A 14,799-nucleotide genomic window follows, 5' to 3' on the forward strand; every position below is an offset into this window, starting at 1 on the left:
TGGGCCGATTGGGCCTTGTCGGGCAAGGCGGCCGAGGGGTTGGAGGAACCAGAGCCGCACGCTCGCGTCCTATGAATATCGTTGGCGGAACCCACGTGGTGGGGACCGCTCCAGCACACTCGCCCGCGGTGACGTGTTCGTCATCGACGAGGCGGGCATGATCGAGCCGGCAGCTCTCCCGGTTCGTCAACGAGGCGGAGGCGCGCGGGGCGAAGATCGTCCTTGTCGGTGATCATGAGCAGTTGCAGGCGATCGGGGCCGGCACACCGTTCCGCGCCAATACTGAGCAGATCGGCCATGCCGAGCTTTCCGAGATTCGTCGGCAGCGCGTCGACTGGCAGCGGGAGGCATCCGTCTCCTTCGCCACACATCGCACGGCCGAGGGCCTGGCTGCCTATCGCGAGCATGGCGATATCCGGCTTAGCGAGACGCGGAGGGTGCGCGAGGCGAGCTCATGCGCGATTACCTTGCCGATCGACACGAGCGGCCAGACGGCACGCGCGTTGCAATGGCGTACCGCCGCGCCGATGTCCGCGCCATCAACGACGCGATCAGATCGGCCCTGCAGGACAGCCATCGGCTGGCACGCGGCGAGGAGGGGCACGCCCCCTCGGGCGCGAACTGACATTTCAGACCAATGACGGCAAGCGATCGTTCGCGCCGGGCGACCGGGTCGTGTTTCTGGAGAATGACCGCGATCTTAGCGTTAAGAACGGGATGCTTGGCACGGTCGAGAGCGTCGAGCCTGGTAGGATCGTCGCGCAGCTCGGTGGCCCCGTAGGAAAGGGCAGGGCGACAGCATCAGCGTGCCGACGAGCGACTACGGGCTTTTTTCGACCACGGTTATGCGACGACGATCCACAAGAACCAGGGCGCGACGGTGGACCGCGCCTTTGTAAGGGGGTCGGGCACGATGGACCGGCATCTGACCTATGTCGCCATGACCCGGCATCGCGACGGCGCGCAGCTCTATGCCGGCATGGACGAGTTTGCCGGCCGCAACGCCGACCAAATGTTGGCCCAGGCCGCCTGGTCGAGCACGGGGCCGCGCCTTATCAGAACGACCCGAACAATCGCGACAGCTATTTCGTCACGCTGGAAAACGATCGCGGCCAGAAATATACGGTTTGGGGTGTGGACCTCGAGCGGGCCATGAACGAGGCCGCGCCGGAGATCGGGGACAAGATCGGCCTTGATCATCGCGGATCGGAGACGGTGCGGCTTCCAGATGGCACCACAGCCGAGCGCAATGCGTGGAAGGTGCATGAGGGCGGCGAGCTGGCCTATTCCCAACTTGAAAACCGGCTCAGCCGCTCAGGCGTGAAGGAAACGACGCTCGATTACACCCGCGATTTTGCCGAGCGGCGCGGGATCGCGGAGCAGATGGGGGTTCGCAGCGAGATCCCCGTTTTTGCAAGTGGAAAAAGTAAGGTTCGGTGCGGTCGGGTGCAGCCATGTGTCCGGCCTCGATATGCGGCGCACATATGGCCGCGGGCCTTGATGAAGTCCGCAGATTGGGTCCCAATCACCTCTACGCGCACGAAGCGCTTGGCTCGGAAGGGTTGTCCCAATCCCCGGTTCGACCGGTTCGTCATCAATACTCAGTCCTCATGCAAACCACTTCGAAAAGGCATGCCTCGAATGTGGATAAGCGGTTCCTTCCCGCCGCTGCTATGCGATTTGGGCGTTAAGCCAAGCCAAGCGGCAAATTGGCGCGATGACTTGAAAAGTGTTGCATCCGGAACCGCTGCAACAATCGCGCTGGCAGTTATGGGCCCGATACCCGGGATTGTCGCAAGACGCTGGCTGACTTCATTCGCGCGGTGCCAGTCTTTGATCTTGGTTTCGATCTTATCGATCTCAATCCTAACGCTGTGCAGTTGATCAGCCAGGCCGTTGAGAGCTTGTCCAACAGGTCGCGGACCTTATGGAGCATCAAGACAGCTTGTTGCTCAACGGATTTGACCGCAACAAACCGCATCGTTGGGCGCGTCACTGCTTCCGCGATAGCCTCCGCATCAGCCGCATCCGTTTGGCCGCGTTTGACATACGGCTTAACATAGGCAGGCGGCATGAGCTTTACATTGTGGCCAAGCTTTAACAGCTCACGGCCCCAATAATGGGCAGTGCCACATGCCTCGATACCGATCAGGCACGTCGGAACCCTGGTGAAAAACTTCAAAACTTCGCTTCGTCGAAGCTGGCGTTTAATGATGACAGTCCCGACACCATCGACGCAGTGCACCTGAAAAACGTTCTTCGCCAAATCAAGCCCGATCGTAGCAATCGTTTCCATGGACAGCTCTCCCAATGTGAGCGTTTCAAAACGACCACACTTTGCCACAAAACTCAGGGGGTGGGGCCGTCCACCACATCACCTCTGCTCATCGGTATTTGTTCTCACGTCGGCGTGAGGCGATGGAAAACCCCGCTCAAATCTGCGCTATTTACCCGTACGGCTCATATTTGGACGCCGGGGTAACATCCTCAATATCTCAGTGGTGTCGCAATGCTCAATCCGCTTGCTGGCAAATCGATATCCGCAAGTCTGCATCTTGCGCTGCCGCATCGATTGGTTCGATGGATAGACCAGATTCAGTCAACCTCATCGAGTGAAACCTTGCGGTAGTCCGGTGAACGCTCTGGATCTGAAGCATTGATAGATCCGCATATCGCCGCGATCAACTTGTGCGGTCTTCCAGCATTCCAGACCAGATAGTTGGTCTGCGTTGACGACGGGCTGTCCGGCCATTGCACCATTCGGCTGCCGTTCAGGTCGGCAGTAATCATGGAACGTGGGATCATACCCACACCGATGTCGCACGTAATTGCCGACTTGAGAGACTCGTCCGACGGAAATGTCAGGATCTGGCCGATGCCTTGTCCCATTGCTCCAATCGTCGTTTCGAAAAATTGGCGTGAAGCCGAGCCAGCCTCTCGCACCAGCCAAACCAAAGCGGTTTGCTTGCGGCCGTTGATCCTGTGATATTCATCGGACGACGCGAATATGAATTCTTCCGATCGTGCGAATTCCACTGTGAGGTCGGGGCAATCTGGTTTTTGCTCTGTTACTCCAATATCGATTAGGCCATCCTTGATGCAACGGACGATCTCCGCGTCTTCCTTGAGAGCGAGCTCGATTTCGATGTTCGGGTGACGTTCCTTGAAGCGACAGATTTCGGTCGTAAGCCAGTAATTGCCGATCCGTGGGGCGGCGGCGATCCGAACTCTCGGATTGCCGCCAGCCAGCTCGTTCAGGACGCTTTCAGCCACCTTTGCGCGCGCCGTTACGCTTTTCGCCTCCCGCAGGAAAATTTTGCCAGCGCTCGTCAGTGCGATCCGTCGCTTGAGGCGGTCGAAAAGCTGGACCCCATATCTTTTCTCCAGAGCAGCAACTGCCGCGCTGGTAGCAGACTGGGTCATGTTGAGCTGATCTGCCGCTCGTGTAACGTGCTCAAGCTCGGCAACAGCGATAAAAATTCGCAACTGATCAAGCGTCATCGCCAGACCCTCCAATGGCATTTGCGAGCATTTTACCGGGTGAGATAAATCTCATCCAACGAATAGTATCGCTACTTCCATTCGATATCTTCGATTGATTTGGCGCAACCCAGTCTTTTTGCCGCGGTCAGCGATCCAGTCGATCAAGTCACAGGTATACATCGCTGAAATGTGTTGGACGGCCATTTCGCCCGAACGTAGCCTATTTGGCAGTCACGGAGCCGTTCATGAAAATACCTGTCGACAGACGCGGGCTTCTCAAATGGGGAGCAACCGCCGCGATATCCACGATTCTCCCGCGGATGACGCTTGCAGCCGATACGCGGATGCGATCGCGATTTCCCGAAAAGGCGGATCTCATCCTTTTGACAGATCGGCCGCCGCAGCTCGAAACGCCGCTTCACTATTTCCGTCAGGATCTGACACCAAACGAAGCCTATTTCGTGCGTTGGCATTTGGCCGGGGTGCCGACCCGCGTTGATCTTGGGTCTTTTCGCCTGCGCGTGGACGGTGCCGTCTCGAAACCCTTGTCGCTCTCGATCGACAATTTAAAGAATGACTTCGAGGCCATGGAGCTGGTCGCTCTCAACCAATGTTCCGGCAACTCCCGAAGCTTTTTTGAACCGCGTGTCGCCGGCAGTCAGTGGAAGCACGGAGCAATGGGCAACGCCCGCTGGACGGGCGTAAGGCTGAAAGACATACTGGATCGTGCCGGCCTCAATTCCGGAGCGGCGTGCATCGGTTTGTCCGGTCTCGACAAGTCGCCAATGCCAACACTTCCCGACATGCGCAAGTCGATCGAGGTCGATCATGCGCTTGATGGCAATGTCATGGTGGCCTACCTGATGAACGGCGAGCCTTTGCCGCTTATCAACGGGTTTCCCTGCCGGCTTGTCGTGCCGGGATGGTATGCGACCTACTGGATAAAGTCGCTCGCTCACATCGAGGCCCTTCCGAGCCCGCTCCACGACATCTGGATGGATACGGCATACCGGGTTCCCAACAATCCAACCGCTGTCGAAAGCGAAAAAGATCTGGCAAAGGACACCGTGCCGATCAACCGGTTCAGCATCCATTCCATTTTTGTGCGCCCGGAGCCAGATGAGGTTCTGAAGGTCGGCCAGCCCTATCAGCTTGAGGGCCTCGCCATGGACAGCGGTTACGGCATCAACGGCGTCGACGTCTCGGTCAACGGAGGCGCCTCCTGGCAGGCAGCTAAGCTTGATCCTTCGCTTGGGAATTTTTCGTGGCGGCGCTGGAGACTGGATTGGACGCCTTTGGTGCGTGGGCCCTTCAGTCTGAAGGTCAAGGCGACCAACACGGCCGGTGAGCAGCAGTTACAAGAACAATGGAACCACGGCGGCTACGCGCGCCGAGTGATCGAGGAAACCAGGGGGATGGTCGTATGATTGCCCTTCGCCTTGGCTTTTCGATCCTGTTGCTTGTGATGATCGTATCGCCAGCCGCCCTGGCCGAAGACCAGCAGAGATCCATCGTCCTGACCACTCAGCCTCCCTACCTGCCTCCCGGTCCCGGAAAGGAGGCGTTTGTGAGCAACTGTCTGACCTGTCATTCGCCACGCTACGTGACCAATCAGCCGCAGTTTCCGAGGAAGACATGGGAAGCCGAGGTCAACAAGATGATCAAGGTCTACGGCGCGCCGATCGCGCAGGGCGATGTGAAAGCCATCACCGACTACCTGGTCCATTTCAACGGTCGGGAGACAGGTGAGCCATGAGCATCGACGAGGATAAGGGCACGGATGACCTCAACCAGACCGACGCGATGGCGCAAAGCGCGCGGCACGACTCGGGTATTCGCCCTCCGGCCGTTGCAATGGCCGTCGGGGCGTTGATTCTGGGAAGTGTCGCGGCCTATTTCATCGTGAAGCAGCCTGCCGTTTCATCGATCGCAGGCATCTTCCAGCCGGCGAGCTCTGCCGCGATCGATAAGGGCACATCAACGGGCATAACAGGCGACCCCGAACATGGGGCATCCCTGGCAACACAACAATGTTCCGGATGTCATGCACTATCCGGTCGGCTAATTGGACCATCCTGGCGGGAAGTTGCCGCACGCTACAGTGATGGAAAGCCTCAGGAGACCTGCCTTCCGCAACTCGTCTCGGCTGTCACGCATCCAGCCCCCGGATGGCCAGGCTATCCGCGAGGGCCGGCGCAATCCTTGTCGCTCGAGGACAAGCAGAACCTTGCCGCATTTATCTTGAGCAAAAAGCCTTCCGGAGCCAGCAAATGACGCCAACCGGCCATCAAGCGGTATCGCCAAATGATGACGAACTGCCCCGCGTCGACTACGATCTGATCAAGTGGCACGGCTTTGCTGCGCTGATCACGCTGTTTATATCGGCGATCTTCGGGACGCTTGTTGCGATCAAGTTTACCTATCCCGAGTTCTTGGGCTCAACGCCCTGGCTGACCTGGGGGCGTCTACGCTACGATCACACGCAGGGCATCCTGTTCGGCTGGCTGGGGAATGCGTTTCTAGCTTTCCTGTACCACGCGGTTCCCCGCCTATGCGATCGTCCAGTTCTGAGCCGAGGCCTTGGATGGGTGCTTTTCCTGGTCTGGAATTTTGTCGTTCTGCTGCCGGGCTGGGCGCTCGTCCTTGCAGCTCCGTCCCATTGGCTTTTCGCATCCCAGCCGCTGGAATGGGCCGAATTTCCGATCTCGGTCGACGTCTTCGCCACCGTCGGGCTTTTGCTGATCGTTTTGCAATTCGTCGTGCCGATCGTTCGCTCGCGCGTGCCGGGCGGGCTTTACGTGTCGGGCTGGTATATAGTTGGCGGCGCCGTTTTTACGCTGTTTGCCTATCCTGTCGGAAACCTCGTGCCGGAGTTTTTGCCCGGAGCCGTGGGCGCTGCCTTCAGCGGCCTTTGGATTCACGACGCCGTTGGTCTCTACATAACACCGTTCGCCGTTGCGATCGCCTATTACGTCATCCCAGCCGTCACCGGCCGGCCGATCTACAGCCACTTTCTTTCGATGGTCGGCTTTTGGCTGCTGTTCTTCGTCTATCCCCTGAATGGCACACATCACTACGTCTACTCCGCGCTGCCTATGGATGCGCAAAAAGCCGCCATTGTCGCCTCAGCCTATCTCGGCATGGATGTCATCCTTGTCGTCTTCAACCAGTTGATGTCCCTTCGCGGGCAGGGTGGAAAGGTCGGTGAAGATCTGCCCCTCAGGTTCGTATTCACCGGCACGGTCTTTTATCTCATCGTCAGCCTGCAGGGTTCGCTCCAGGCCTCGATGCCGGTCAACCGGCTCACCCATTTCAGCGACTGGGTCATCGGACACTCTCATCTCGCAATGCTGGGCTTCGCGACCTTCACGGCCGCAGGTGGTCTCATGCACATCTGGCGCTCGTTGCCGGCCACCCGGTATAATCCGGCGGCTGTCACCGCCGCCTACTGGCTGCTGCTGACAGGACTTCTGCTGATGGTGGTTGACCTGACCGCCGCAGGACTAGTGCAGGGCGAACTTTGGGGCACGTCGGCGCCATGGATCGAATCTATTCGTGCGTCCTCAGGATACTGGATCGTTCGTACGCTCTCCGCAGCCCCGCTCCTTGCCGGCTTCATCGCTCTTCTGGTCGCCATATCGACCGGACCGCGCTCAATGGCGGCTGGCTATATATCTCCCATTGCACGTGACCCTTCGCGCGGTTCCGTTCCAGTTCAGGCGGAGTAGCCATGAAAGTTCATCACAACAGCGAGTCCAAATCCCGCTGGTTCTCCTATGCGATGTGGATCGCGTTCCTTGCCGGCTTCGGGTTCTTTGCACTTTCCTTTGTTGCCCTGGGCATTTTGCCGGGGCGCCAGCTCGCGTCCCTAGTGAAAGAACAAGCACCGGTCAACATGGCGGCTTATACACCCGAACAGGAGCGGGGCCGGCAGATTTATGCCAGAGAGGGCTGTGCGTACTGTCATACCCAGCAGGTTCGCTTTACCCCAGAGGACGTGGCGCGCTTCGGAGCGCCAACCGAGGCCTGGGAGACAAAGTACGACGCGCCGCAGCTCTGGGGCACCCGCCGGATCGGTCCGGACCTCGCGCGTGAGGCGGCTGTGCGTTCCGACGACTGGCAATTGACCCACCTCTACAATCCGCGCCTGACGGTTGCTGACTCGGTGATGCCCGGATATCCATGGCTATTCGACGGCAAGGCCTCAGTGCCCACTCAGGATGCGACCGATCTTCTTGCCTATCTTCAGGTGCTCGGCCGGCCACGCATTGACTCAGGTTATGCAGCAGCACCACCATCCATGGACGATCCAGCCATGGCCGGATTACATGGCGAGGATCTCGTGCCCGCGGCAATTGCCAATGCGGTCGCGGCCGATCCGGCAAACCTCACCGCACCGGTCGTCGCGACTAGTAGCAGTTTCAACCTGTCTCGTGGCAAGGAACTGTTCGCAAGCAACTGCGCCAGTTGTCACGGAGCAAACGGCGATGGTCAATCGTCTGCAGCGGCAAGCCTGCTTCCCAGGCCTGCCGACCTGACCGCAAATCATTACGCCCCGCAGCGGGTGGCCACAGCACTGTGGAATGGCGTCGCCGGGAGCGCGATGCCTGCTTGGCGGGATCTTCCGCAGCGCGACCTGCAGGCCTTGACGTCTTTCGTCGTATCTCTCAATCAGGATCGCGTCACAGAAGCCAATGCAGGTGCTCAGTTCGTCGCGAAAGGCAGCCAGATATTCGCCGTCAATTGCACGACTTGCCACGGGCTTCAAGGGGAGGGTGACGGACCAGCGGCCGCTGCCATCCAGCCTCATCCCACAAATTTCCATATCGAGCGTCCGACCGAGGCTCACGCTTTAAGCGCCATCACGGACGGGATACCCGGAACCTCCATGCCGAGCTGGAAAACCAAGCTCGATGACCAGGATCGGCGCGCTGTCGTCGCCTATTTGCGATCGCTCTCAGCCGCCCCTATGGAAGGAGAATGAAATGTTTGCCGGCATCGTCATCGCATCGACCGGGATTGTCCTCGCGCTTTCTGTGGTCTGGTTGAGGAACCCGGCGTTCAGACGCTGGATCGAGGCTCCGAAATATCAGATCCTCGCGCAGGAAAAGCGTTTCGACAGATCGCGATAGAGGGGCACCATGTTATCAGTGGAAAACCTATGGTCCGGCGTTGCGCCGTTGAAGGATCTTCGGCGACCGCTGGAGCTGATACGGCAGTTCACTCCAAACTGGTTTGCGGCCGTCATGGGGACCAGAATCGTGGCTCTCGCCCTGAACGAGTTTGTTTTGACAGTACCTGCGCTCCGGAACATTGCATTCGGGCTCTGGCTGCTGAACTCCGTGGTCTTCATTCCCATGCTTGTCATCTACGCCGCGCGCTGGATCCTGTTTTTCCAGGAGGCCAAACAAATCTTCGATCATTCTGTCGTAACGATGTATTTCGGGTGCATTCCCATGGCGCTCGCAACCGTGATCAACGGGTTATCTTTGCCACTCCCGCGATTGGCACTCACCCGTGGACGCATGCTTGGCCTTGCTTTGAGCCCAGGCGGTTGCGAATGACAAGGGAACCAGTAGTGCAAGTTCAATCGTCGGGGCCAGCCATCGGGGTCCGATCGAAAAATCGTTGAACCGCAAGAACTGGAGGGCTGCAACGACGACCACGGCACCGCGAGCCAACCAGAAATCAAACGCGTGTGATTGGGGATCTCGCCGGTGCTGCGGTTCGTGTGCATCCAGATCTTGCATCTCTAGCCTTCGGAGAGCGAAGTTGCATCTGGTCCGATATGCTCTGGCCTCTTACTATGGGCAAACACTGATCAGTGTGCTGCGCGCTCCACGGCATCAGCAACTTCCTCAAAGCTGCGTTTCACTTCGACCTGCTCACCATTGACGAAGAACGACGGTGTGCCGTCGACACCAAATTTCTGAATGGCCTCCGTCGTCGCGGCATTGAGCTTGTCCAGATACGCCTGATCGGCAACAGCGCGATCGAAGCCCGCACGGTCGATGCCAATGCTAGCAGCAATCTAGCGCAGCGCCACCTCGGCGTTGGAGGCAGCAGCGATCTCGTCGAACTTCGACATGAAGGATACCGTCTCGTCGAATTTGTCCTGGCCCCGCGCATTCGCCAGCATGAAGATAACGGCATCCACCGAGTTTCGCACGAAGGGCCGGTAAACGATCTTCAACTTACCCGATGCGACATATGTATCCTGCAGTTTCGGCAGGTCTCGTTCATGGAAGTCGATGCAGTGGCTGCACGTCGGGGAGGAATAGACGGGGTCGGTTCCGGCTGGGGGCGGAATCCTACGTTAGCGATTTGAAAGGGCGGATCATGATTGCCCGAGCCGTATAATTCGCTCGGCGATGGTTCTGAGCACGTTTTGCGCAACGATCTGGCTTTGGGGTGGCAGGGCTGACGAGCGGAACATCTCGACCAGATGCTGCAAATCCACGGCCCATTGCCGTCGGAGCGGCTGTATGTCTTCAACCCGGCTGGCACGCCCAACGAACTGCGCGGTCTCGTCGGGGGCAGGATCAGGGAAGACCTCATCGTCTCGAATTGGCCCGATATCTTGCGCGCCGCTGCGACCATGGTCGCCGGCATCATGCCGCCCAGCCAGTTGCTACGTAAATTCGCCGCCTATCCGCGGCAGCACGATCTCGCTCTCGCCCTGCGCGAGGTCGGCCGCATCGAGCGCACGCTCTTCATCATCGAATGGATCCTGGATGCCCACATGCAATGACGCGCCAGGATCGGTCTCAACAAGGGCGAGGCCCATCATGCGCTTAAGAACGCCTTGCGCATAGGCAGGCAGGGCGAAATCCGCGACCGAACGAGTGAGGGCCAGCATTACCGTTTGGCGGGCCTCAATCTGCTCGCCGCCATTGTCATCTATTGGAACACGCTGCATCTTGGCCAAGCCGTCGCAAAGCGCCAGAAGGCAGGCCTGGACACGCCGCCGGAACTACTCGCCCACATCTCGCCGCTCGGCTGGGCGCACATGCTGCTGACCGGCGAATGGCCCAAAAGCAGCGGCAAACCGCTTACTTCGGGGAAGTGAACAACATCTGGAAAAGCTCCTCCGCCCGTTTCAGACCCTTATCTGTCAGCACGACAGATTTCGCCTTGCTGACCGGATCGCCTATCAGTCCCTTGCGATGGAGACAATCCAGCGCATCCCAGTCATGACCCTTCCACGCTCGCTGCCCGTTATGCAGCGTCAGCCAAAACAGCTTCGTCAATCTTGTCGGCATCACCGTCCATGCCGCTAAGACTACTACAAACTGATCAAATCGTCTGCTACCGATCCAAATTCAAAACTCAAGCCCTTAACGTAGGATTCCGCCTCAGCCGGAACCGACCCCATGAGGGCACGGCCTTTCAGCTAAAGGCGGTTCCATATACTTGAGCGCGGTGAATGAGGAAAAAATTATTTTGCTGCCGGGTGGAATAACGCGTGATTGCCAGCGTCTCTCTCCTGTCATTTCAACAAGGAGATTATACTATGCGCAAAACAGTTCTGATGGCTCTGCCGCTCGCTTTTCTCATGTGCACCGGTGCAGCCCTTGCTGGCCCTGCCATGGACATGGCCAAAACCCGTATCGAAGCGATCGCCAAGGGCGATGTCGCGACAATCACCAAGGACTACGGTAAGGATCCTTCCCTTGCCTGGATTGGTGGTCCGCTCGACGGCACATATGCGTCGGAAAAGGCGATAGCTGAAGTCTGGACCAAATTCTCGACGGGACAGGGCGAACAGACCGCCACAGTCGGCGAAGTCTGGGAGGCAGCCAATCCGAAGGGCGCGACCGTTGCAGCAAATGTTGTCTTTGCCGGCAAGAACAAGGTTCCCGTTCTCTATATCATGACCTATCGTGACGGAAAACTTGTCGACGAAATCTGGCAGGTTAACCCGCCTGCAAAGTAAGCCGAATGGTGGCCATGCCAGCATCCCCGGTATGGCCACCGATCCGAAGGGCTGATGATGTCGACAATGGCGATGCGACTGGAGGCGGAAATACCGGCATTGCGACGCTATGCCTTCGCGCTTCTGCGCGATCACAACCGCGCCGACGATCTCGTGCAGGATTGCCTCGAGCGTGCGATATCACGCTGGTATCTGCGTCGGACCGATGGTGACCTGCGGGCATGGCTGTTTACCATCATGCGAAACCTGCACATTTCGGCTGGACGCCAATCCCAGCGACGGGGGCCACACCACGAGCTCGATACCGTCACACTCCCCGGATCGCCCGCCGATCAGGATCATGGCATCGCCGTACGCGATATACTCGAAGCACTCGATAGGCTTTCCGACGATCAAAAATCGCTTCTGCTTCTAGTTGGCGTCGAGGATCTGTCCTATGAGCAGGCTGCCGCCGTCATTGGTGTTCCGGTAGGAACCGTGATGTCGCGGCTGTCGCGCGCCAGGCAGAAATTCCGATCCATTCTCGACAACAAGACGCCCGTGACCTTGCGAAGGGTAAAATGATGAACACCGGTTCGCCGATTGGCGAAGATGATCTTCAGGCTTACATCGACGGAAAGCTGACGCCTGACCGGCAGGCGCTTGTCGACGCCTATCTTGCTGGTCATCCTGAAGCGAGCGCAAGGGTCACGCAACAGCTTGCGGATCGGGAAGCCTTGCGTGTGCGGCTGTCTGAGAAATTCTCGGAGCCCATTCCAGCGCGGCTGCGCATCGCCAACCTTCAGTCCAATGCAGCTTTGCGAAGACAAGGTTGGTATCGCTCCGCCATGGCCGCTTGCATCTTCTTGGGAATGGGCCTGGCCGGTGGCTGGTGGCTAAAGCCTGAAGGCGTGCAAATCAACGCAGCGCGATTGTCCGAGGCGGGTTTCGCCGCGAACGCATCTGACGCCTATCGGACCTTCGTGGTCGAAGTAGTCCATCCGGTCGAAGTTGGAGCGGATGACGAGGCACATCTGGTCACATGGCTGTCGAAGCGATCCGGCCGGGCACTGACGCCACCGAACCTTTCGGCATTCGGGTATAAGCTGCTCGGCGGACGCGTCCTTCCGGGCGGTGGCGCTGCGGCTGCACAACTCATGTACGAGGATGAGAAAGGCGAGAGATTGGCCGTCTATCTGCGCGCCGGCCAATCAGCGCAGACAGCGTTCACGTTCGAAGAAAAGAACGGCGTGTCCAGCTTTGTCTGGGTGGATCAGGGGTTCGATTTCGCGGTATCCGCCTCGGTCGATCGGGCAAAGCTCCTTCCGATCGCAACTGCGATCTATCAAGGAATGATTTGAATCCGGTCAATGTCAGTGCGGTGTCAAAAATGACTGCGGCATTGTAAGAACGCCGCAGTCAACTTGTTTTGGGGTTGCCCATAACAGGTAGCCAAACTGTTAGTTGCTCTGCAAGACCGCATTTGCTGACGGTTCTGTTCCCTCAACGAGGATAACCTTAGGTGTCTTGGAGGCTTCGCCCGGTTTGACGATGGAGCGGGTCGGACTGGTGGCAGATGCCATCGCGGCACCTTTGGCATCCGTCTTGAACGCCACGATCGGTTCCGGCTGACCTTCGAACAACAGCGCATAAGCCGTGTCTGGCTTCAATTTCGAAACGCTGAGATCTACGATATCGATCAGGCCAAGATTGCGCGAGACGACCATTCCGCCGCCTTGCGCATCTGCGGCAGGCTTCAGCATAAGTGTGATGTTCTCCGGCATGTCCTTGCGTGGTTCAAGGTTTTGGCGGCCATCGCCTATCGGGACCGCATCCGGAACGTAGATCAGCGCTTGTGGGGCCTGGCCTGAGGGGATATGGGCGATCTTCTCATTCTTCTGCGTGTCGATCACGTCCACCGCGTCGCCATTTTCGAGGCCAACAAAGACGCGGCTGCCGTCGCCCGAACCCCAGACACCGTGCGGCAAGGCACCGACGGGAATGGTGGCTATCAGCTTGGCCTCGTCGTTCAGCGTGTAGACTTTTACGACGTTCTCGCCGCCGATGGTCACATAAGCCAATGTTCCGGCGGATGTTTTGGCGAACGCCAGATGGTTGGTGATCGGACCGCTATCGATCACGCCCTTGACTTTCAATGTCTTGGTATCAATCCGCGTCACCTTGCCGACATCCTTGTGGGTTAGCCAAGCTTCCTTTCCATCTGGCGTCACCTGAATGAAAGGCGAGAATGGCGAGACCACCGGAATGGATGCAAGCAGCTTTTTCGACGCGACATCGAACACCTGAACGACCGGATTGAAGCTGTTGGCCACAAAGGCGCGCTTGCCGTCTGGCGTAAAGATCGTCATGCCGGGACCGCTCTCGGTCTTGATGCGATCGGTCTCCTTGAATGTCTTCGCATCAATGACCGAAAGGTAATCCTCGCCACGCACGGTTGCCCAGACGTGTTTGCCATCCGGCGTGAAGAAGGCCTCGTGCGGGTTGCGGCCGATATAGGCGACACCTTTGATCTTGTTTGTCGCGGTATCGATGAAGGTCACGGAATTGGTCACCGTCGAGACGGCGACGATGGTACGGTGATCCGGCGAGAAGCCAAGGCCGTGGACGTTGACCTCACCCTTGTAAAGCGGGCTCAAGACATTCGGGCGTGGGTCGCCGAGCTTGATCAGGCCGAGAAGCGTGTTGGTCGATGGGTCGATGACAGATACGGTGTTGCTGTTCTGGTCAGCAGCATAGACCCGGTCCTTGGATTCGGGCAGGGCAAAGGCTGGCGTGCTCGCCATCAAGGCGATCAGCAGGGCTGCGGAACGTTTCATTTCGAAGTCTCCGGATTGGCGGCGACGGAGCCGCGCTGTTGTGTGAGCATCGAATTCATCAACTGAATTTCGTAAGCCTGCTCTGTGATGATCGACTGGGCGAGGTTTCGGATTTGCGGATCTTGGGTGGTGAGCAACACTGCCTTGGCCATGTCGATGGCGCCTTGGTGATGCGGGATCATTTGCGCCAGAAAATCGTAGTCTGGATTGCCTGTTTCGGGTACCGCCATCATGCCGGTATGCATTTTGTCCATGGCCACTTTCATGCTTTTGGAGAACGCAGTTGAAGGGCCGCTATCCTCCATGCTCATCGCCGGTTGGTGGTCGTGGAACTGCTCAGCAGTTGCACTTCCCACAATGGCAAAACTGGCAACAAGTATGAAACTGTAAACGCGCATGGCGGAATCCTTTTGGCTTTAGTGGATAAGAACGCTGTGGGTCGCCGTTTATTCCACTGCTCATCCGTATTTGTTCTCACGTCGGCGTGAGCGGTTGGCACGCGCGGTGCTATGCCGGTCTGCGCGAAGAACGACGGAACGCGGATGGTGACTCGAGGCGTGCCGA

General features: G+C 58.3%; 14 protein-coding genes and 4 pseudogenes. 12 read left to right on the forward strand and 6 right to left on the reverse strand.

Translation table 11 applies throughout. The features are described from left to right. A pseudogene (locus tag JZX89_RS25205) lies at positions 1-1,404 on the forward strand (AAA family ATPase); the annotation flags it as partial. 257 nt (positions 1,405-1,661) lie between these two features. On the opposite strand, the pseudogene JZX89_RS25210 reads toward JZX89_RS25205, so the two are convergent. Beyond that, positions 1,662-2,296, reverse strand: a pseudogene (locus JZX89_RS25210) (IS110 family RNA-guided transposase); the annotation flags it as partial. Positions 2,297-2,595: 299 nt separating this feature from the next. Beyond that, complete coding sequence (locus tag JZX89_RS25215; RefSeq protein WP_207135707.1) at positions 2,596-3,501, reverse strand: LysR family transcriptional regulator; 906 nt, start codon at positions 3,499-3,501, stop codon at positions 2,596-2,598. Positions 3,502-3,728: 227 nt separating this feature from the next. On the opposite strand from JZX89_RS25215, the gene JZX89_RS25220 reads away from it, so the two are divergent. Genes JZX89_RS25220 through JZX89_RS25250 form a run of 7 tightly spaced genes read left to right on the forward strand, consistent with a single transcriptional unit; the run spans position 3,729 to position 9,047 of the window. Further along, positions 3,729-4,910: a molybdopterin-dependent oxidoreductase gene (locus JZX89_RS25220; protein ID WP_207135708.1), complete on the forward strand. Its 1,182-nt coding sequence runs from the start codon at positions 3,729-3,731 to the stop codon at positions 4,908-4,910. After that, entirely contained in the window at positions 4,907-5,239 is a 333-nt protein-coding gene (locus JZX89_RS25225; protein ID WP_207135709.1) for a cytochrome c, read from the forward strand. Before JZX89_RS25220 ends, JZX89_RS25225 begins: the two co-directional genes overlap by 4 nt. Beyond that, positions 5,236-5,757 carry a c-type cytochrome gene (locus JZX89_RS25230; protein ID WP_207135710.1) on the forward strand — a complete coding sequence of 174 codons (522 nt, stop codon included), beginning with the start codon at positions 5,236-5,238 and terminating at the stop codon, positions 5,755-5,757. Before JZX89_RS25225 ends, JZX89_RS25230 begins: the two co-directional genes overlap by 4 nt. After that, positions 5,754-7,211, forward strand: a complete 1,458-nt coding sequence (locus tag JZX89_RS25235; RefSeq protein WP_207135711.1) for a cbb3-type cytochrome c oxidase subunit I — start codon at positions 5,754-5,756, stop codon at positions 7,209-7,211. Before JZX89_RS25230 ends, JZX89_RS25235 begins: the two co-directional genes overlap by 4 nt. Positions 7,212-7,213: 2 nt before the next feature. Beyond that, positions 7,214-8,467, forward strand: a complete 1,254-nt coding sequence (locus JZX89_RS25240) for a cbb3-type cytochrome c oxidase subunit II (RefSeq protein WP_207135712.1) — start codon at positions 7,214-7,216, stop codon at positions 8,465-8,467. 1 nt (position 8,468) lies between these two features. Beyond that, positions 8,469-8,615, forward strand: coding sequence for a hypothetical protein (locus tag JZX89_RS25245; RefSeq protein ID WP_207135713.1), 147 nt, complete (start codon positions 8,469-8,471; stop codon positions 8,613-8,615). A 9-nt stretch (positions 8,616-8,624) separates the two neighbouring features. Then, positions 8,625-9,047: an SLAC1 family transporter gene (locus tag JZX89_RS25250; RefSeq protein ID WP_207135714.1), complete on the forward strand. Its 423-nt coding sequence runs from the start codon at positions 8,625-8,627 to the stop codon at positions 9,045-9,047. Positions 9,048-9,304: 257 nt separating this feature from the next. Here JZX89_RS25250 and JZX89_RS28685 read toward each other — a convergent pair. Then, positions 9,305-9,793: pseudogene (locus JZX89_RS28685) on the reverse strand (DsbA family protein). A gap of 156 nt (positions 9,794-9,949) precedes the next feature. On the opposite strand from JZX89_RS28685, the pseudogene JZX89_RS25265 reads away from it, so the two are divergent. Next, a pseudogene (locus JZX89_RS25265) lies at positions 9,950-10,552 on the forward strand (Tn3 family transposase); the annotation flags it as partial. On the opposite strand, the gene JZX89_RS25270 reads toward JZX89_RS25265, so the two are convergent. Beyond that, positions 10,536-10,733 carry a DUF6429 family protein gene (locus JZX89_RS25270; protein WP_369809606.1) on the reverse strand — a complete coding sequence of 66 codons (198 nt, stop codon included), beginning with the start codon at positions 10,731-10,733 and terminating at the stop codon, positions 10,536-10,538. The pseudogene JZX89_RS25265 and the gene JZX89_RS25270 overlap by 17 nt on opposite strands. A 263-nt stretch (positions 10,734-10,996) precedes the next feature. Between JZX89_RS25270 and JZX89_RS25275 the strand changes: the two genes are divergently transcribed. The 3 genes from JZX89_RS25275 to JZX89_RS25285 are packed head-to-tail and all read left to right on the forward strand — an operon-like array spanning position 10,997 to position 12,759. Next, complete coding sequence (locus JZX89_RS25275) at positions 10,997-11,419, forward strand: nuclear transport factor 2-like protein (protein ID WP_207135715.1); 423 nt, start codon at positions 10,997-10,999, stop codon at positions 11,417-11,419. 57 nt (positions 11,420-11,476) lie between these two features. After that, a complete protein-coding gene (locus JZX89_RS25280; protein WP_042617877.1) occupies positions 11,477-11,983 on the forward strand; it encodes a sigma-70 family RNA polymerase sigma factor in 507 nt (168 codons plus the stop codon). Continuing rightward, complete coding sequence (locus JZX89_RS25285) at positions 11,980-12,759, forward strand: anti-sigma factor family protein (RefSeq protein ID WP_207135716.1); 780 nt, start codon at positions 11,980-11,982, stop codon at positions 12,757-12,759. The genes JZX89_RS25280 and JZX89_RS25285 overlap by 4 nt, the downstream gene beginning before the upstream one ends. A gap of 99 nt (positions 12,760-12,858) precedes the next feature. Here the strand turns inward: JZX89_RS25285 and JZX89_RS25290 are convergent, their stop codons facing one another. Together JZX89_RS25290 and JZX89_RS25295 are read right to left on the reverse strand one after the other, a co-directional pair. Then, the gene (locus JZX89_RS25290) at positions 12,859-14,235 is read right to left on the reverse strand and encodes a YncE family protein (RefSeq protein WP_207135717.1); all 1,377 of its coding nucleotides are present in this window, start codon (positions 14,233-14,235) and stop codon (positions 12,859-12,861) included. After that, entirely contained in the window at positions 14,232-14,633 is a 402-nt protein-coding gene (locus JZX89_RS25295) for a DUF305 domain-containing protein (protein ID WP_062450614.1), read from the reverse strand. The genes JZX89_RS25290 and JZX89_RS25295 overlap by 4 nt, the downstream gene beginning before the upstream one ends. Between the last annotated feature and the right edge of the window lie 166 nt (positions 14,634-14,799).

Source organism: Agrobacterium burrii, from assembly GCF_017313405.1.
Classification (GTDB): domain Bacteria; phylum Pseudomonadota; class Alphaproteobacteria; order Rhizobiales; family Rhizobiaceae; genus Agrobacterium; species Agrobacterium burrii.